This window comes from Bradyrhizobium sp. BTAi1 (assembly GCF_000015165.1).
In the GTDB taxonomy this organism is placed as follows: domain Bacteria; phylum Pseudomonadota; class Alphaproteobacteria; order Rhizobiales; family Xanthobacteraceae; genus Bradyrhizobium; species Bradyrhizobium denitrificans.
In genome coordinates, this window is sequence record NC_009485.1 from 5,856,427 (window position 1) to 5,875,962 (window position 19,536).

The window sequence follows — 19,536 nt, forward strand, 5'->3', positions numbered from 1 at the left end:
TCAAATCTGATGATACTCGCGATACCAACGCGCGAACCGCGCGATGCCGTCGGCAATCGGGGTTGCCGGCCGGAAGCCGATATCGCGCTCGAGATCGCTCACGTCCGCATAGGTCGCTTCGACGTCCCCCGGCTGCATCGGCAGCATCTCCTTGATCGCCGGCCGCCCAAACTCCTTCTCCAGCAGCGTTATCACGTCCATCAGCTGTTCGGGGTGATTGTTGCCGATATTGTAAATTCGCCAGGGCGCCCGGCTGCTGGAGGGGTCGGGCCGGGTTCCGTCCCAGTCCGGATTGCCCTGCGGAGGGCGGCCGATCAGGCGATGAATCGCCTGCACAATGTCGTCGATATAGGTAAAATCCCGCCGCATCTGGCCATGATTGAACAGTCTGACCGGCTGGCCCGCCAGGATGGCCTTGGCGAAGATGAACATCGCCATGTCCGGCCGCCCCCAGGGCCCGTAGACGGTGAAGAAGCGCAGGCCCGTCGCCGGCAGCCGATACAGATGACTGTAGGAATGCGCCATCAGCTCGTTGGCCTTCTTGCTCGCCGCATAGAGGCTGATCGGATGGTCGACATTGTCCTTCACCGAGAACGGTAGCTTGGTGTTGGCGCCATAGACCGACGAGGACGAGGCGAACAGCAGGTGCGCGCAGCCGTGATGCCGGCAGCCCTCAAGGATGTTGATGAAGCCTTCGAGATTGGCATCGACATAAGCGTGCGGATTGTCCAGCGAGTAGCGCACGCCCGCCTGGGCGGCGAGATGCACAACCGCCGGAAAATGGTGGGCTGCGAACAGCGCCTTGACGCCGGCACGATCGACCAGATCGAGCTTGTGGAAAATGAAGCCGGGCTGGGCGGCCAGACGATCGAGGCGCGCCTGCTTCAGCTTCGGGTCGTAATAGGCGTTGATGTTATCGATGCCGATCACCTGCCGCCCCTCGGCGAGCAGCCGCTGCGCCAGGTGGAAGCCGATGAAGCCGGCCGCGCCGGTCACAAGGATGGGATCGTCTGCCATATCGCTCTCTCAGGGCCGCCACAGCTCGATGGCGCCGGGTTTGCTCGCGCGGTCGAGCTTCATCTTGACGTCGAGCACAAGGCCATGGCCTTCGCGCAGGAGAGCCTGAACCAACGACCAGCCGCCAGCCAGAAACTGATCGTGGGACACCGCGAGCACGACCGCATCGGCCGGGCGCAGCGCCGCGAACGCGGTGAGGTCGATGCCGTATTCCTCATGCACCGCCGCTGCATCGGCGAGAGGGTCGGCGACCTGCACCTCGACACCGAACGACTGCAGTTCGCGGACAATGTCGATCACACGCGAATTGCGGATGTCCGGCACGTTCTCCTTGAACGTCATGCCGAGAATGGTGACGACGCCGCTTCGCCCTCTGCGCTTCAGCAGCCCACGGATACATTCCCGCGCGATGCGACGGCCCATCTCATCGTTGATGCGACGTCCGGCGAGGATGACTTCGGGATGATACCCGGCCTTTTCGGCGCGATACGTCAGGTAATAGGGATCGACACCGATGCAGTGCCCGCCCACCAGTCCGGGCGAGAACGGCAAGAAGTTCCATTTGGTGCCGGCCGCCGCGAGGACGTCGCCGGTATCGATCTCCAATGCCTGGAAGATCAGCGACAGTTCGTTCATGAAGGCGATGTTGAGATCGCGCTGCGTGTTCTCGATGACCTTGGCCGCCTCCGCCACCTTGATCGAGGGGGCGCGATGAATCCCGGCGATGACGACCGATCCGTAGACCTCCGCGACAATTTGCAGGGTGTGCGGGTTCTGCGCCGACACCACCTTGGTGATCGTCTCGAAGCGATGGGTCTTGTCACCAGGATTGATGCGCTCCGGCGAATAGCCGACATTGAAATCGGTCCCGGCCTTGAGCGCCGAGCCGCTTTCCAGCAGCGGCACGCAGTCTTCCTCGACGGCACCTGGATAGACGGTCGATTCATAGACCACGATGTCGCCCCGCTTCAGCACGGCGGCCACGCTTCGGGTGGCGGCGAGCATGGCGCCGAGATCCGGCCGCCGCGCGCTGTCGATCGGGGTCGGAACCGTGACGATGAAAAAATCGGCAGAGCCGAGATCTGCCGGGTCGCTGGTGAAGCGCAGCCCGGGATGGCGGAGATCGGCGGCATCGACCTCACAGGTCCGGTCCTGCCCATCCCTCAGTTCGGCGACCCGCTTGGCATCGATGTCAAACCCAAGGACGGGGCCGCCTGCGCGTGCAAACGCTGCGGCAACCGGCAGGCCGACGTAACCAAGGCCTATCACCGCGATCTTCCGGCCATGAGACATAAATTGATATTCCGGTCGTTTCGGAGGCCATTGACGCCACCCCTGCGACTGTTTAGCCACCGGGGCTCATGGACCGCAAGGGGGCGCCGCCATCACGGCTCGGCTCCCCACCGAGGTCCGGTCACCTTGCCAGGACGGGGAGTTGCGCGTCTCGCACTCGGCTTGGGCCGTTTTCAAACCAGACAGCGAAGCCGAGCCGGCATGCGTGCGATTCTCATTCTCCTCCTCCGGATCGTGGTGTCGCTCGCCCTGCTCTATCTCGCGCTGCGCGGGATCAACTTCGCGGCGATCGGCGAGCGGCTCAGCCAGATCAACATCGGCTGGATCGTGCTGGCGGTCGGCATCACGCTGTTCCAGATCTTCATCGGCGCGCTGCGATGGCGGGAGATTTCAGCGCTGTGCGGCGCGCCGCTGACGGATTTGCAGGCATTCCGCTACAACATGATCGGGGCATTCTTCAATCAGACCCTGCCCTCCTCCATCGGCGGCGATGCCGTGCGCCTGTGGCTGATCGGCCGGACCGGTGCCGGCTGGCGTGCCGCCAGCTACTCGATCCTGACCGATCGCGCAGTCGGCTTCATCGCCCTGGCCCTCATCATCGTGGCGAGCCTGCCGTGGAGCTATGGCATGATCGCCGACGACAAGGGACGGTTGGCCCTGGTGCTGGTCGATGCGGCCGCGCTGGCTGCCGGCGTCGGCTTTCTCACGATCGGCTATCTGCCAGCCGCGTGGATGAAGGCGTGGTGGCCGACCCGGCACGTCTATGCCTGCTCGGTGATCGCAAGGAAGGTGATCCTGGGCAGGACGACGGCCGCCAAGATCGCAGTCCTGTCGCTCTCGATCCATGTGCTCGCCGTCGTGATCGCATGGTGCGCCGTGCGCTCGATCGCAGCCCCGGCTGCCTTCGAACAACTATTCCTGCTGACGCCACCGATCATGCTCATCACCATGCTGCCGATCTCGATCGCCGGCTGGGGCGTACGCGAGGCGACCATGATGGTGGCCTTCGGCTATGCCGGCCTCGCGCCGGCCGACGGCACGGTGGTCTCGATCCTGTTCGGCGCGGTCTATTTCATCGTCGGCGGCATGGGCGGCCTGGTGTGGATTCTCAGCGCCGAAAAAGGCGCGGGCAGCCTGACCGTTCCGGCGACCGTCGAAGAGTAAGGCTATCCGGCGCGGCCCCATTCGTCGTACCAGGCCTCGGCCATCAGCACGTTCCAGAGCCAGTACGCATGATTGTGACGGCGGCTGAGATGCTCTTCGAACATGCGCGTCACGCGCGTGGGAGCGAACAGGCCCTGCCGCTTCAGTCGTGCGGGTGACAGCAAATCGCCGGCCCATGATTTCAGCGGCCCGCGCAGCCAGGCATCGAGCGGAATGCTGAAACCGGTCTTCGGCCGGTCGATCATGTCAGCAGGAACATGGCGATACAGGACCTGTCGGACGAGCCATTTGCCACGACCGTCGCGGACCTTCATGCTCGCAGGCACCCGGGTCGAGAATTCGACGACATCCCTGTCGAGGAAGGGCACGCGCGTCTCCAATGCCACGGCCATCGCGGCACGATCCACCTTCTGCAGGATGTCATCGCTCAGATAGCTCAGGGAATCCGCCAGCGTCATGCGATCGAGCAGGCTTATCTGCCCCCTCAGCTGTTTCATCTCGCTCGCAGCCCAGCTCGCCCGCTCCTCGCCCGCGACGACCGTCGCGCGCGGATCCTGGTCGATCGAGCACAGCGTCCGATACAGGCCATCGAAGCCGTCGGCGGCGACGATGCGGGCGAGCTTGGCGACCTGATCACCAGCATGCCGGACCCTGAGCCGGGCGGGCAACACCGGCTGCAACATATTGAGCAGCGTATCGGCCGGCTCCGGAGCGATGGCGCCGAGCGCGGCTCCGATCGCCCGCCGCAACGGCATCGGCACGCGACCGAGACGCGCCTGCAGCGCGCTACCCCAGACATGCCTGTTGTAGCCGCCGAACAGCTCGTCACCCGCATCGCCCGACAGCGCGACGGTGACGTGCCGGCGCGCCAGCTGCGCCACAAGATGGGTCGGGATCTGCGAGGAATCGGCGAACGGCTCGTCGTAAATCCGCGGCAGCTTCGGCACCACCTCCATCGCGGTCCGCGCATCAACATAGAGCTCGGTATGATCGGTGCCGAGATGCTGCGCGACTTTGCGCGCGTCCTCGGCCTCGTTGTAACCGCCCTCGGCAAAGCCGATGCTGAAGGTGCGAACGGGCTGGCTCGCCTGCGCCTGCATCAGCGCCACGATGGTCGAGGAGTCGACGCCGCCGGACAGGAAGGCGCCGAGCGGCACATCCGACAGGCACTGCCGCTTCACCGCCGTCGACAACAGCTGCTCCAGCCGCGCGATCGCCTCGCTTTCGCCGCTGATCCGATCACCTTGGGCGGCGACGACGGTATCACGCAGCGACCAATAGGATTGCGCGGTGGGCGACGTCCCAGGTCCAGCGTCGGCGACGAAGGCAACGAAAGAAGCGGGTGGCAATTTGCGCACGTCGCGCCAGATGGTAGCCGGCGCCGGCACGTAAGAATAGCGCATGAAATCGGTGAGCGCGGCCCGATCTAGCGACGGTGCCCATCCGGGATGGGCCGCGAGCGCCTTGAGCTCGGAGCCGAACACCAGGTCGGCGCCGCTCCAGCCATAGAACAGCGGCTTCTCGCCGAACCGATCCCGCGCCAGGATCAGCTGCCTCGTTTCAGCGTCCCACAACGCGAAGGCAAACATCCCGATCAGGCGCTGCAGCGCCGGGACGAGACCCCATTGTCTGATGGCGGCGAGCAGCGTTTCGGTGTCGGAATGGCCACGCCAGTTCGGCGCGGCGGCGGCGTCCTCGAGCTCGGCACGCAGATCGAGATGATTGTAGATTTCGCCGTTGAAGGTGATCGTATAGCGGCCGCAAGCACTGTGCATCGGCTGCGCGCCGGCCTCCGACAGATCGAGAATCGCAAGGCGCCGCTGTCCCAACGCAATGCCCTGCCGGCCGCTGACCCAGCTGCCGGACGCATCGGGACCGCGATGCGCCAGCGCGGCTGTCATCCGCCCGACAATCCCGGCCAGCGCGCTGTCGTCCGCCCCTCCCGGTCTGAACAGGCCGGCTATGCCGCACATGACGCGCCCTCAGATGCGCCGTCGCTCAGTGGCATCGCTCACCCGCCCTCGGCCACTTCGGGAAGGAAGTGTTTTTCGTGCCTGGCGAGGAACGCAAGGCTGGGGCGGCTCGGGCCATAGAAATAGGGCAGCGCAAGCGCCCGCTTCCAACGCGCCAGAAGCCGCTCGGTATCATAACCGGTCTCGAATGCCGCAGACCGCCCCTCCGCCAGCGCCAGGACTTCCTCTACGGCCTGACAGATCTCTTCAGCCGAGTTGTTCTCAGGGTGAGCGGCGCTGCGGCCCAGCACTGCGGCATCGAACACCCGCCATCGCCACGGCTCCATTGTCAGCTGCCGTTGCGTAAGCATGGTTCCGTCAGCCAATTTGACTGGCTTGAGCGCGAAACGAACATTCGCGTTCCACAACTGAGCGTCGGTGGTGATCGCATTGACGATGGCACAGGGAATGCCGAAGCTAACTGCCACATTCGTCAAGCCCGACGTGGTGCCGATGAAGGCGCGGGCATGTCGGATCAGGTGAATGTCCATTCGCTCGGAGCGGAATTCGCTCAGAGCATAATCGATGGTCCGCGCCAGCGGCGGCAGCTTGGGAGAGTTCGGACCTCCGAGCTTGATGACCCATCCCCCGCGTGAGGTGATCAGGCGAATCGCGTCGAGGGATGCTTCGATCGGCGCGTTACGATGCGTCTGCCCGGTTCCAATGAACTCGAAATAATGGGCAGCGTCGCGCGTGTGAAGACAAACATACCAGTCGTCGGCCTTCATGCCGTACCTGGAGCAGAGCTGAACAAACCGCTCGGCGGCAACATCCGAAATGGATGCATCGTAGGCGTCGCGCAGCGGATGCGATCGTCCTTCCCGCTCCCATTGTTCGAGCGCGATCGCGCCCGCATCCTGCCAAGGCACGGCTCGGCCGTCCGGTAGCCGGAAAGCATTGAAGCTCAGACCGCACCAGCGCTGAAGCGACAACAACTCCTCAGCCACACGCTCGGAGATCGTCTCACCGATGACGAGGACCCGGCCGAACCCTTTGAACAGCTCGAAGAACGCGGCGTTGGCGATCAATCCCGGACGTACGACGATCACCGCCTTGCCCGACCACCAGCCGAGCTCACGCATCCGGAACAGAATGTCGAGCATCCCGAGATGGCCGATCTGGGTGGCCCATTCCTCGGGAACCAGCCGCAATTCGTCGAAGCTGACATCAAGCCGCTCGAACAGCTGCGTCAACTCCGCCGACAGCGGCGGAGGCGATTTGCGGAGACGCTGCTGCGCCTCCAGAGCACGTTCGAACAGCCGGATTCCGAGCTCTCCGCGACCGACATGGGTCACCCGCTGTCCCGTGAAATTGCACAAATCGAACAAGCGGCCCTCCGAGCCGCACAGCACATCGAAGCTGTTGGGACGGTAGAGCATCGAACCTCGCGCGGCGATGTTCTGATGCGGGCGGAAAAAGTGCAAGCTGCTCCTGCACGCCCAGAACATCGCGTCCAACGCGCTTTGCTCGTCTCCGCAGATCATGTCGACCATCGCCTTATGGTAGGCGAGATCGGTCATCGAGCACAGCTCATCATTCGTCGCGCCGGACGCGGCGTCCCGCGCGGCCTCGAACTCACCGAGCTCGAACAGCGACCGGACGAGTGCATAGCGGACGCTCGTTTCATCCCGCGGCAGCGTCTCGCGGCGGACCACGTCGACGACCTCCCGATAGGCGCCAACCCTATGCAGAACATGAACGCATGCAAAATAGAAGCGACGGCTCAAAGCCGTCGAAAAGCGAAAACCCGGCTCGTCTGCCAGATGAGAGGTGGCATAGGGAAAATAGGCTTGATACATGCGCTCGCGAAGCGGAACTCTCACGACTTCAGCGATGACAAGACCAAGAAATACGGCACGCCTCGGCAGCAGATTGAGCGTCGTGCCGAACATCACGAATACAAGATAGACGAACCGGCGATAGCGAGCGCGCTTGAATATCTGAAGCGATTTCATCCAACAAAGTCCCAACAGAGCCAAGGCTCTTCATTCTCTAGCGTCCGAAGCGAGACCGAGATTGGAAGACCTACCCAGCGCGTTGCGGAGCAAGGCCCTGCTCGAAATCACTATCGATGTTGAGATAATGAACGCGCATAGTCCAAGCGAAAGCGTCTTTGCCGAGATGGTCGGCTTGGCGGGGGGTGATCAAGAGCTGCATCGATCGTGCCAGCAGAACTATAGCAGAGCGGGTCCTGCCAAGCCAAGCCGGACCTACGGATCAGAACCAATCCGTTTTGTATGCTGCACAATCCATGACCGCCATTCCCGCGGTCCCGATCGAGCGACCGTCCTGGACCGCTGTTGACAACACAAGGCACGGCCCCCTGAGCGAGATGGGAACGGAGATCCTGGACGGCCGAGGACGCGCTTGACGGTTTCAGCCAATGGTCTTCGCCTCCCCCCTTGACGACAACATGCCTGAGGATCGGTTCGCCCTCACCAGTCGAATTCTGAAGCATCATTCATCTGGGCCACTGCCCGCCCAAGGCATTTGCCGACTCCCTCAAGGCGGCCCCTTCCCTGCATTCTGCTAACGGCCATCCTGGACAGACCCCCATGGGAACACCATTGTCGACGATATTAGCTCGGCATACGGGCTTCATCACGCCGGAGCTAGCCTCTCAAGCAGATCCGACGCAAGCCCGAATCGCTTGTTCCGAAGCCGCAATCGACTTAGGATCGCTCCCCTGAATCTATCCAACGCTTGTTGACCTCATTCTTGACGTCGACAACGACGCGACAGATGCCGATATCGGCAATGCCACCTTCCGCCGCCTAAATTGCGTGGCGTTGATCGAGACGAGAAGCCTACATGCGCCGCGCGAATTGCTACTTGGTGGTTATACTGGCGCTTACTTCAATCGCAGGAGCAGTTCTGTTTTTCGCCGCAAGACCGTTCGGCTCGACCAGTTCCGATGCGATCTTTCTGCCGTTCGATCTCCGATACAATGGTGCTTACAAGCTGCACAGCCTGCCGTCGCACGGCCTGGATATCCTTTGGATCGGGTCTTCGCGCGCCGCCACCTTCCGTTCGAATGCGTTCCAGCCGTACAGCTTCTACAACATGTCGTTCACTGCGTGGACGACCGACCAGATCGCGGACGTCTTCGAACGCGCGACCCGGGACACCAAGCCTCGCGTCGTGATCCTCTCTCTCGACTATTTTCTCTTTACCGACGCCTGGGAGCAGGCAAATGCCGGCTCCAGGACAATGATCTACGGACAGACATGGACCTATCTGCGCTCGAGCATCGCGGATTTCCTCCAAACTGCACTCAAGCACCCGCGAATTCTGCAGAAGGCGTTGTTTGAGGCGGGGCCGTTTGTCGGCACGCAGGCGCTTCTGCAGGAAGAAGGGTTTCGCCGGGACGGCTCGTATCAGTTCTCCGCGTCCCATATCGACGATGCACGCCAACGCCATCAGACCGCGGAAACGCTGGTACAGGCGATCCCCGGGGGCACTGAAATGTCGGAGCGCCAGATGGCGGCAATCGGCCGGATCGCCGAGATGGCGAAGCAGCGCGGCATCACGCTCGTCGGCGTGCAGTTGCCATTCATTCGCGCCGGAATCGATTATCTTGATCACAACGAATCCTACCGGGACTACGCGGGCGTGTGGCGCGAGTTCGAAAGTGATCGAAATCGCAACCGGCTCGAGACACTCGGCATTCGGTTTTTCGACCTGGCACGCTCGCCGATCAACGATGATAAGGCGAATTTCGTCGACTCCTATCATGTCAGCGAGCTCGGAGCGCTGCGCGTCATCCAACGACTGCTCGACCTTCCTGGATTTCGCGCGATCTTTCCGGACATCGACCCGGTCAGGACCGAGCAGCATGTTCGAGAAGTCACCTCAGAAAGCCGACCGGCTTTGCGGATCGGTTCCCCCTAGACTGCCAGCCTGATTCAGCCGGATCGCTGCCGGTCGGGATCGCCGCGCTGATAGCCTTAAGCGCCCTGTCCGTAGGCGTACCGGATAAGCGCGCCCTGGCTCCTCAGGAAGTCACTTGGTCGCGCTGAACCAATTTGGGAACGCCTGCTTGAACGCCTCGGTCTTGACGATCTCACGGACGAGAAAGCTGGTGTACCGTTCCGCGCCATTCCGGTCGAGATGGCCACCACCATCAACCGTGGTCATTCCATCAAACGGCGGCGCAACCAACTCCAGGTTCAGGGCCTTGGCCAGCTCGTCCGCCTGCTGCACGCAGGATTGGCTATGCGGAACCAGGGTGAGCACGACGCGGCCGCCGATCTCCTTCAAGAGTGTCCTTGCGTAATCGATGATGGCTTGAGTGGTGTGACAGTTGGGATCGCGCGCGGACAACATCGGCTTGTTGCCCTGGGCGACGTAGGATGGGTTGGCATCCAGCCCCATGTCACCGTTAGCGATGTTGCGGTACAGTCCGGTCTGCGTGAACTGCCCGCTCTTGAATGCGGCCACCAGATCTTCGATCCGCCAGTGCAGATTGCGCCCAACCACGGTCAAGTAACCGCGCAGCCGACTGCGCTCGACCGCAACGATCGGCATTTTCTGCGGGCCAAGGGTCACATTCAGATCATTGCTGAAGAAATGGACGAACTGATCATCTGCATTGATCACCCAAAGCGGCGGATGAATCTTCCAGCGGTTGATCACCCGGCGCGAAAACTCGCCGCCCCGCAGACCGACGAACGCCATATTGTAGATCTTCAGCTGGTCGAACTGAGGAGCGGCTTCGAGAGTTCGCCTGTCGAGCGCATAACTGACGAAGGACGGACCCAGGAAGATGATGTCTGCACTCTTGGCCGCGGCCACCGAGGACCCGACATTGCTGTAGAATATATCCTGATCCTGGATTTGCGGGACGCTGCGCCCCCCGAAGTTGCGATACCACTCCGCGTTGCCATCGCGAGGAATCTGCGAAAAGTAGTCGCCGAACATCCAGCCGTCATGCGAGAGCAACGACAGGCTGGCGGAGAAGATGAAGAGCAGAGCAAGTCCGCAAACACCGACGACGGCAAGATAGCGCCCGGCCGCGAGCGTTCCCGACGTTGCCTTCAGGCCCGCCCCGGTGACTGTCGACATCGCAAGATCTCGCTTAGACTGACTTTGGACCCACAAGGGAACACTTTACCCGGCCTCGAATACAGCGGCAGCCCAGTCAACTCAAGCCAAGGCTCCAGATGCCTGTGGGTGCGTCACTGAAACGAGAAGGACAGCGCGGAAAAGTCCTGCCAAGGCATCGTACCGGATAGGAAGAAGCACCGCCCCATCCGGAGCAACACGCCTGGGTGCATGACCCCGAACGGCAAATCCATTTGCCCGCAATCCAGGGGGGGGCAGCTTCGCATGTTGAGCCGAAAAGCGGCCAAATGCGACCTCAGCGTCTTTTTAGCGGGGCACAACAGTCTGCGGCGATGACACAATCCCACAGACTTTCCTGGCTTGATCCCAGGAGCAACTTGGCAGCGTCGGTAATCATTGGTAAAGCAACGCGACGCGCCGCAACATCAAGAAACTTGTTATGCTCTTCACGCAGTTTGAGTTTCTGTTCCTGTTCCTTCCGGTGACCTTCGCCGGATACTTCCTGCTTGCGCGCTTTTTCGTGTCGCCGGTCGCGCGGCTGAGCTGGCTCGCCGCGGCGTCGCTGACCTTCTACGGCTACTGGGACATCCATTTTGTCCCGATCATCCTGGTCTCCATCGTGTTCAATTACACAATGGGCCTGTTGATCGCGGGACAGAGCGGCAAGGCGCGCAACGGACTGTTTGCGGCTGCGATCGCGCTCAACCTGGGAGCGCTCGCTTTCTACAAATACACGAATTTCGGCATTCAGATCCTCAATGCGCTCACGGCATCGAAGTACCCTTCGCTTGCCATCGTGCTGCCCTTGGGTATCTCGTTCTTCACCTTTACCCAGATCGCCTACCTTGCCGACGTTTATGGCGGCTACGCCAGCGAGCGGAGCTTCGTCAAATACGGTCTTTTCGTCACCTATTTTCCGCATCTGGTTGCGGGACCGATCCTCCATCATCGCGAGATGATGCCGCAGTTCGGCTCAGAGGACAGCAGAAAGATCTCCATCGAGAACGTGGCAATCGGCCTCACGATCCTGACGATCGGCCTGTTCAAGAAGTCATTCATCGCCGACGGATTCGGGCTGGTCGCGAATCCGGTCTTCCAGGCCGCCAATTCAAGCCATCTCCATCTTATGGACGCCTGGGGCGGCGCGCTCGCCTACTCGCTTCAGATCTATTTCGACTTTTCCGGATACTCGGACATGGCGATCGGCATCTCGATCATGTTCGGCATCAAGCTGCCTTTCAATTTCGATTCGCCCTACAAGTCGCAAAGCATCGTGGAATTCTGGCGTCGGTGGCACATCTCGCTATCGCGTTTCCTACGAGACTATCTGTACATTCCGCTCGGCGGCAACCGCCACGGCCAGCACAGGCGCAACGTCAATCTGTTCATGACGATGCTGCTCGGCGGCCTTTGGCACGGCGCCGGCTTCACCTTCATCATCTGGGGAGCGCTGCACGGCCTCTTCCTCATTGTGAATCATCGCTGGAGCAAGTTCGTGGAGAGGCAGCCGGCGCTTGCCCGCTGGTCAGGAACCCTCTCTTACGCCGCGGCGGCGCTGGTTCTGACCCAGATCATGGTCGTGCTGGCCTGGGTTTTCTTCCGCGCCGACAATCCGAATGCGGCCGTCCGGCTGATCAAGGGCATGATCGGCCTGTCGAACCCCGAGAAGATCACGATGACGAACCTGGTCGATGGCCGGGTGATGATCGCGATCCTGCTGGGCTACGTTGCATGCCTCGCACTGCCCAACGTCAACGGGATGTTCGAACGCTGGAAGGTCGGGCTCGAGACCTATCACAATCCGCGGCCCTGGAGCATCCTGAGCCTGAACTGGCGGCCATCCCTGCCGTGGGCGGTGGGAACGTCGGTGGCGCTGGTTGCCGCGGTACTCATGAACATCATCGCGGGGGATACGTCCCAGTTCCTGTATTTTCAGTTCTAATTCGCGAACAGTCGCAAACCGCGTAACCAAGGCGCGATCACGACCAGCAACGGTGCAAGTGACCGCCGCATGATCGATCCGCCAGGCTCAACAGATGCCCTGCCAGCTGCCGGTGTGACACGGCGATATCTCATGGGTGTTCTGGCCGCTTCGGCCGTTGCGGGCTATCTGCCGCCGGCTTGCCTGTTTCAGGCGGCACATCCGTTCGGTGCAGCAGCCAGCTTGCAGGACCTGGCGGACTCGCAACGAAATCATCCGGAGCAGATCGTCCTGCCTTACGATCTGCGCCACAACGCGGCATTCAAGCTGGCGAGGATGGCGCAGGAACGCCCCGAGGTCGTCTGGATCAGCACCTCGCGCGCAGGAACATTTCGCGCGGACCTGTTTGCCCCGTACAGCTTCTACAACCTGTCCTTCACGGCATGGACCACGGGCCAGACGGCCGAACTGTTCGAGCGCGCCACCAGGCTGCACCGACCACGGGCTGCGATTCTCTCGCTGGACCATTTCCTGTTTGCCGACCGTTGGGAAGAGTGGTTCGCGATCAAGCGAGAGATGCAATACGATCATCCCCTCACCTATCTGAGGGGAAGCCTGCTGGATTTCGCCCGCACCGCGACGCGTCATCCCGGGACGTTCAGAGATTATCTGACCGCGCCGAGCGCCTTCGTCGGGACCCAGTCCATCCTTCACCAGGAGGGGTTCCGCAATGACGGCTCTTACGTCTATTCGCCCGCCCACCTCGCCGATGCCCGGTCGCGCTATATGAACGCCGAAACGCTCGCGGAGACCCTGCCGCGCGCACCAGGCCTGTCATCCTGGCTCAAGCAGCCGATCGTTCGAATGGCCGAGATCGCGCGGGAGCGCGGGGTGAGGCTCGTCGGCGTCCAGCTGCCATTCATCCGTTCGGGGGTCGCGTTGCTGGATCGCGAGCAGAATGCAGCCAACGGCTTCGGAGCCTGGCGTGAATTCGCGACTGAGGAAACCCGTGTCTGGCTACGCAGCCTTGGAGTTCCGCTGTTCGACCTGGCTCGACTCACGATGGCCGACGAGCCCTCCAGCTTCGTCGACGCTTACCATCTCGCCGAAGACGGTGCAGCCAGGGTCATGCTTCATCTGCTGAAGAATCCGGATTTTCGAGCATTGTTTCCCAGGATCGATCCGGATCGAGTTGCATTCTGACCTGATCGAATGCCGCGCAGCTCGGTAGCCATCTGCGTGAGCCGGCGCTCCCGACCTCGTAACTGCCGCCACAATCAAGCCCGGAGAAACACGGATTGCGGGCCTAATTGTCCGCAATTAGAAGCGAACGATACCGGCAAATTGGACGTTTGTTGTGGCGCGATATGTTGCGATCGTCATTGCGCTTTTCGTCGCCGCGTTCATTCCGCTGCTGGTGGTCTTGGAGTGGGCGGGCTGGCGATTGGGCGCAACGATCCCGCTGTCGACGATCGCCTCCGAGCAGTCGCAAACTGAACGGGTTGTCTGGCTCGGCTCGTTCAAGGATTATGCTCCCTACAAGCTCGAACGCATCAAGCGGGTCCAGCCTGAGGTGCTGCTGGTCGGAAGCTCGCGCTGCGGTCAGGCTCGCGCGCAGATGTTCCGTCCTTATGTCGCCTACAACGCCTGCCTCACGGCGTGGCCACTGACGCATGTCGTCGATTTCATTGACCGCGCAACCCGGGTCGCGAAGCCCCGAATCGTCATTGTCGCTCTGGATTACTTCCTGTTCGGCGACTTTCTCGCCGAAGCCTGGCAGAAGGAGCGGACGATGGATTTCAGCCAGGGCCTCGACTCTCATCGGCGTAAGCTGCACGACGTCGCCGACTTCGTGATCCGGAACAACGGAGATCGCGATGCGATCCTGGCGGCTGTCACGGCGCCGCAGACCGAACCGGTGGATGGCAACAGGCTGGTTGGAACAGAGGCGATCCGCGGCAAGTTCGGCTTCCGACAGGACGGTTCGGTGATGGTTGCTCCCCCCTATCGGCGAATAGCGGACGAGACATTGTCACGTGGCCCCCAATATGTGACGTCCTCGTTTCCTGGAGCCCCGCAGCTCAGCGAACGGCAGTTCGGCGAGATCGAGCGTCTGTCACGCCTCGCGCATGAACGCCAGTTCCAGGTCATCGCGATCCAATATCCGTTTCTTGAAAGCGCCGCAGCCTTCCTCGATACAAACGAGTCCTATTGGCCCTATTCAGGGATCTGGCGCGACCTCAAGAGTGAGCAGACGGCAAACAGATTCGCCAGGCTCGGAATTTCGTTCTTCGGTATGAGTCGCACACAGACCTCGCAGGACCCCAACAATTTCTTTGATCCTGCGCATCCCTCCGAACGGGGCATGTTGAAGACGTATCTCGCTTTGCTGGAAAAGCCCGACTTCGCCAAATACCTTCCGCGGATTGACCGCAGCAGCTTGGCGGCAGACCTCGACCGCGGACAGAACGAGCAGTTCGACCTTTACCACTGAGTTGCCCCGGCGCGTTCACACCGCGAATCAGCTGATTCGCCGCCCGCGACGAGGACGCCACCTCCAAGTCTGGTCCCGCGGAACCAGCATGAGTACGGTCGCCACGGGACCAGTGGCGGGTGAGCACTGCGCTTGGCCTCGATCGATCCGTTACAGGCAAGCCCGCGGCAAAGCTGGTGATCCGGTGCCGGGACGGGATTTTCGCGCGAGATCGCAGCGAATGCAACCAGCGGCGTCGCCGCGGCATCAGCTGGACCAGCGGCCGCTCCCTCGAGGCGCTATCATCCCTTAGCAAAACCACAATTTTCTTGGCGAATGCCGCAGTGTGCCGAATGTCATGTTCGCGTAAGCAGGTGAAACAACCATCCGTTGCAGTGGCAGCCCGAATCTCAGTCCGTTGTGCCCAGGGGTTTGTGCTGCTGCGCACACCTGTTAAAGAGATGGGCCGAAAAACCTGGATGCCGCCGGTTCATTGCTTCAGATCATGAGAATGCTTCGACTTTTTACAATGAAATCAACGTCCGCGAGCAGCCACGTGCTTGATGGAACGGCGTGTCCCGACGCCGGGACGCCAAGCCGGTCATGCATTTCACGTCAGCGATTCGGTCATCCTGCTCGCGTGAGACCTGCAATGTCATCTCAGTTGTCGCAGCGCGGCTGAGCCGGAGACGAATCTTGGATCAGGTGATCGATATGACCCAGACGGATCTGGCCTGTCAGACTATTCGCACGTCCTGTGAGCCTGGGCAGACGATTGCCTTCGTATCGGGCAATTTCAACGTCGTGCACCCCGGACATCTGCGACTGCTGAAATTCGCGGCTGAACAGGCAGATGTGCTCGTCGTCGGGGTCAACCCCGATTCCACACCGGGCGTGACTTTGGCGCAGGACATGCGCCTGGAAAATGTACGCTCCATCGCCTTTGTGCACCATGCCGTGCGGCTGGAAACGTCCGCGTCCGAGTTCATCTCGCACCTGAAGCCGACCGTCGTCGTCAAGGGCAAGGAGTTCGAGGACCGCGCCAATCCCGAACAGGAGGCAGTCGACTCCTATGGCGGCCGGCTGATCTTCTCATCCGGCGAGTTGCGTTTCGCCTCCCTGTCCCTTTTGGAACGGGACGCAAACGTCGATATCTCAACCGTCCGCAAGCCGCAGGAATTCCCCAAGCGCCACGGTTTCGAGATCGGGGCCTTGAAGGATCTGCTTGGCAAGCTTGCCGGCATGCGGGTGGCCGTCATCGGCGACCTGATCGTGGACGAGTACGTCACCTGCGACGCCGTCGGCATGTCCCAGGAGGATCCGACCATCGTCGTGACGCCGCTGATGACCCGTACCTTTGTCGGCGGCGCCGGCGCAGTGGCAGCGCATGCACATGGTCTCGGCGCCGACGTGCAGTTCTTCACGCTGGTCGGTGACGACGAGGCGGCGCGCTTCGCCCGTCACACGCTTGAGCAGCATGGCGTGAGTTTCAACGCTTTCACGGACCAGACGCGCCCGACCACGCGAAAGCAGCGCTTTCGCGCGCTGAATAAGACGTTGCTGCGGGTCAATCATCTGCGCCAGCACGCCTCCGACGCGGATCTGCAGCGGCAGATGCTGACCTCGGTCGAGCGCGCCCTGAAGACCTGTGATCTGCTGCTGTTCTCCTGCTTCAACTACGGCTGCCTGCCGCAGGATCTGGTCGACGCGGTGGCGGATCGCGCCCGCTCCAAGGGCGTGATGATGGCGGCTGACAGCCAGGTGTCGTCGCAGACCGGCGACGTCTCCCGTTTCAAGGGCATGACCCTGCTGACCCCGACCGAGCGCGAGGCACGCGTTGCGTTGAACGACTTCATCTCGGGCCTGGCTGTCATCAGCGAACGGCTGGTCGAACGGGCCCGTACCAAGAACCTGGTGATTACGCTGGGCGCCGAAGGCGCGCTGATCAACACCATGGCTGAGGGTATCTTCACCTCCGACCGCCTGCCCGCGTTCAATCCGTCGCCGAAGGATGTGTCCGGCGCGGGCGACAGCTTCTTCATGGCCTGCTCGATGGGCCTGCGCGCGGGAGCCGATATCTGGGAAGCCTCCTATCTCGGCTCACTGGCCGCAGCTCTCCAGGTCTCCCGGGTCGGCAACCTGCCGCTGACGACCGCGGAACTGGTCAAGGAAATCGACGAAACCGGCTTCAGCCACGAGTAGGATGCCGTCATGCGTGCCCTTCTGCTCGCCGCCGGCATCGGAAGCCGGCTGCGCCCGCTGACCAACACGACGCCGAAATGCTTGGTCCGTGTGCACGACCGGCCGCTTTTGGACTATTGGCTCGACCTCGTTTTTGAGGGCGGCGTCGAGCGGGCGCTCCTGAACACCCACTGGCTCGCAGAGCAGGTGCAAGCTCATGTCGCCCAGTCGCGGTGGCGCGACAGGATCGACCTCGTTCACGAAGATGAACTGCTCGGCACGGGTGGCACCGTGCTCGCCAACCGGGCCTGGTTCGCCGACCAGCCATTTCTCGTGGCCCATGCCGACAATCTCACGGATTTCGACGTCGAGGGGCTGCTCGCGGCGCATCGCAACCGGCCGTCCGGCTGTATCATGACGATGCTCGCATTCCGAACTGACGATCCGAGTTCATGCGGTATCCTCGAGCTGGATCAGCAGAACAGGGTGCTCGCCTTCCACGAGAAGGTCAAAAATCCGCCTGGGAACCTCGCCAATGGCGCGGTCTATGTGTTCGAGCCTGCTGTCATCGACGACATCGCGGCGCTCGGAAAGAGCGTCGTCGATCTCTCGACCGAGGTCATCCCCAACTATCTGGGACGCATTTTATGCGTGGAAACGAGCGGTTATCATCGGGATATCGGTAACCCGGAAAGCTTGCGCCGGGCCCATTTGGAGTTTAATCACAGACCGCGCCGTGGCGAGGACGCTTGACGGGCGGCTTTGGCCGCTGGGTTGGTCGCCCACCTCTGCCAATTTGTATAAGGGTGCGAACGACGCACCAGCCGGCGAGACGACAGGCGAGCCACGGGGATTCTGCAGATGAAAATATTCGTGACCGGAGCGTGCGGCTACAAGGGCAGCGTGCTGGTGCCGAAGCTCTTGAAGGCCGGCCACAAGGTCGTCGCGTTCGACATCATGTGGTTCGGCAATTTCCTGGAGCCACATCCGGACCTGACGGTCGTCCAGGGTGACGTCCGCAATCCGGACGCGATCGACCTGACCGGCGTCGACGCGATCATTCATCTGTCCAGCGTCGCCAACGACCCTTGCGGCGATCTCGATCCGAAGCTCACCTGGGAGATCTCCTGCCTCGCCACGATGCAGCTCGCTGATCGCGCCTATCGGCACGGGATCAAGCGCTTCATCTACGCCTCCTCCGGCAGCGTCTATGGCGTCAAGGAAGAGGAGCAGGTGACTGAGGATCTCGAACTGCTGCCGATCTCCGAATACAACAAGACCAAGATGTGCGGCGAGCGCATTGTGCTGTCCTACAAGGACGACATGGTGGTGCAGATCGTCCGTCCTGCCACCGTGTGCGGCTATTCTCCGCGCCAGCGCCTCGACGTGTCGGTGAACATGCTGACGATGCAGGCATTGATGAATGGCCGAATCACTGTGTTCGGCGGCGACCAGACCCGGCCGAACATTCACATCGACGACATCACCGACCTTTATCTGTTCCTGCTCGATCATCCTGAGCACACCGGCGTCTACAATGCCGGCTTCGAGAACATCTCGATCCTCGACATCGCCAAGCTCGTCACCAAGCACGTGCCGGCCGAGGTCGTCGTGACGCCCTCGAACGATCCGCGCAGCTACCGCGTCAATTCCGATCGCCTGCTCGCGACCGGTTTCCGCCCGAAGAAGACGGTGGAGGACGCGATCAAGGAAATCATCGGCATGTATTCGCAGGGCCAGCTGAAGAATGACGACCGCTGGTACAATCTGAAATGGATGGAGAAGGAGGTCGTGAAATGAACGCCCTCACCTTCAAGACCCCCAGCAGCCTGTTCGCCGACTACACCAGCCGCTTCAGCACCGTGCTGAAGGACTTTGACTGGTCTCCCGTCGAGAAGCTCGCCTATGATCTGCGCGACTGCTGGCAGACCGGCCGGCAGGTGTTCTTCTGCGGCAATGGCGGCAGCGGCGGCAACGCCAACCACCTCGCCAACGACTTCCTCTACGCGCTGTCGAAGACGCCGGGCTCGGGCCTGCGCGTGCATTCGCTGTCGTCGAACCCGTCCGTGATCACCTGCCTCGCCAATGACGAAGGCTACGACCAGGTGTTCTCGCTGCAGCTCGCGGTGCTCGCGCGCAAGGGCGACGTGCTGATCACCTTCTCCGGCTCCGGTAACTCGCCGAACATCCTGAAGGCGCTCGAAGAGGCCAAGACGGTCGGTATGACCAGCTATGCCGTGCTCGGCTTCTCCGGCGGCAAGGCCAAGGCGCTTGCCGACGTGCCGATCCACTTCGCGGTCAACGACATGCAGATCGCCGAGGATGCGCAGATGGTGATCGGCCACATGATCATGCAGTGGCTGTACGCCCAGCGCGGCGAGATCATCACGACGCGCGAGGTCTGACGGGCA

Annotated in this window: 14 protein-coding genes; 9 read left to right on the forward strand and 5 right to left on the reverse strand. The window is 61.8% G+C overall.

The features are described from left to right. Together BBTA_RS26275 and BBTA_RS26280 are read right to left on the reverse strand one after the other, a co-directional pair. Nucleotides 1-1,017: an NAD-dependent epimerase gene (locus tag BBTA_RS26275; protein ID WP_012045539.1), complete on the reverse strand. Its 1,017-nt coding sequence runs from the start codon at nt 1,015-1,017 to the stop codon at nt 1-3. A gap of 9 nt (nt 1,018-1,026) precedes the next feature. Beyond that, nucleotides 1,027-2,310: a nucleotide sugar dehydrogenase gene (locus BBTA_RS26280; RefSeq protein ID WP_012045540.1), complete on the reverse strand. Its 1,284-nt coding sequence runs from the start codon at nt 2,308-2,310 to the stop codon at nt 1,027-1,029. A gap of 201 nt (nt 2,311-2,511) precedes the next feature. Here BBTA_RS26280 and BBTA_RS26285 point away from each other — a divergent pair, with 201 nt between their 5' ends. Beyond that, nucleotides 2,512-3,474, forward strand: coding sequence for a lysylphosphatidylglycerol synthase transmembrane domain-containing protein (locus BBTA_RS26285; protein WP_012045541.1), 963 nt, complete (start codon nt 2,512-2,514; stop codon nt 3,472-3,474). 2 nt (nt 3,475-3,476) lie between these two features. On the opposite strand, the gene asnB is transcribed toward BBTA_RS26285, so the two are convergent. Together asnB and BBTA_RS26295 are read right to left on the reverse strand one after the other, a co-directional pair. Continuing rightward, on the reverse strand, nt 3,477-5,447 hold the full coding sequence (asnB, locus tag BBTA_RS26290; protein ID WP_012045542.1) for an asparagine synthase (glutamine-hydrolyzing): 1,971 nt from the start codon (nt 5,445-5,447) through the stop codon (nt 3,477-3,479). A 38-nt stretch (nt 5,448-5,485) separates the two neighbouring features. Further along, the gene (locus BBTA_RS26295) at nt 5,486-7,441 is read right to left on the reverse strand and encodes a TIGR04372 family glycosyltransferase (protein ID WP_148221505.1); all 1,956 of its coding nucleotides are present in this window, start codon (nt 7,439-7,441) and stop codon (nt 5,486-5,488) included. 856 nt (nt 7,442-8,297) lie between these two features. Here BBTA_RS26295 and BBTA_RS26300 point away from each other — a divergent pair. Beyond that, nucleotides 8,298-9,377: a hypothetical protein gene (locus tag BBTA_RS26300; RefSeq protein ID WP_012045544.1), complete on the forward strand. Its 1,080-nt coding sequence runs from the start codon at nt 8,298-8,300 to the stop codon at nt 9,375-9,377. 111 nt (nt 9,378-9,488) lie between these two features. On the opposite strand, the gene BBTA_RS26305 is transcribed toward BBTA_RS26300, so the two are convergent. Next, complete coding sequence (locus tag BBTA_RS26305; RefSeq protein WP_041750900.1) at nt 9,489-10,550, reverse strand: hypothetical protein; 1,062 nt, start codon at nt 10,548-10,550, stop codon at nt 9,489-9,491. 439 nt (nt 10,551-10,989) lie between these two features. Between BBTA_RS26305 and BBTA_RS26310 the strand changes: the two genes are divergently transcribed. The 7 genes from BBTA_RS26310 (at nt 10,990) to BBTA_RS26340 (ending at nt 19,530) form a co-directional block, all read left to right on the forward strand. Beyond that, on the forward strand, nt 10,990-12,492 hold the full coding sequence (locus BBTA_RS26310) for an MBOAT family protein (RefSeq protein WP_012045546.1): 1,503 nt from the start codon (nt 10,990-10,992) through the stop codon (nt 12,490-12,492). A gap of 132 nt (nt 12,493-12,624) precedes the next feature. Next, entirely contained in the window at nt 12,625-13,674 is a 1,050-nt protein-coding gene (locus BBTA_RS26315; RefSeq protein WP_244424120.1) for a hydrolase, read from the forward strand. Nucleotides 13,675-13,828: 154 nt separating this feature from the next. Further along, nucleotides 13,829-14,965, forward strand: a complete 1,137-nt coding sequence (locus BBTA_RS26320) for a hypothetical protein (protein WP_012045548.1) — start codon at nt 13,829-13,831, stop codon at nt 14,963-14,965. A gap of 693 nt (nt 14,966-15,658) precedes the next feature. Further along, nucleotides 15,659-17,146 carry a PfkB family carbohydrate kinase gene (locus BBTA_RS26325; RefSeq protein ID WP_371260213.1) on the forward strand — a complete coding sequence of 496 codons (1,488 nt, stop codon included), beginning with the start codon at nt 15,659-15,661 and terminating at the stop codon, nt 17,144-17,146. 9 nt (nt 17,147-17,155) lie between these two features. After that, nucleotides 17,156-17,878 carry a nucleotidyltransferase family protein gene (locus BBTA_RS26330; RefSeq protein ID WP_012045550.1) on the forward strand — a complete coding sequence of 241 codons (723 nt, stop codon included), beginning with the start codon at nt 17,156-17,158 and terminating at the stop codon, nt 17,876-17,878. A gap of 108 nt (nt 17,879-17,986) precedes the next feature. Next, the gene (locus tag BBTA_RS26335; RefSeq protein ID WP_012045551.1) at nt 17,987-18,925 is read left to right on the forward strand and encodes an NAD(P)-dependent oxidoreductase; all 939 of its coding nucleotides are present in this window, start codon (nt 17,987-17,989) and stop codon (nt 18,923-18,925) included. After that, a complete protein-coding gene (locus tag BBTA_RS26340) occupies nt 18,922-19,530 on the forward strand; it encodes an SIS domain-containing protein (protein ID WP_012045552.1) in 609 nt (202 codons plus the stop codon). The genes BBTA_RS26335 and BBTA_RS26340 overlap by 4 nt, the downstream gene beginning before the upstream one ends. The last annotated feature ends 6 nt before the right edge of the window (nt 19,531-19,536 follow it).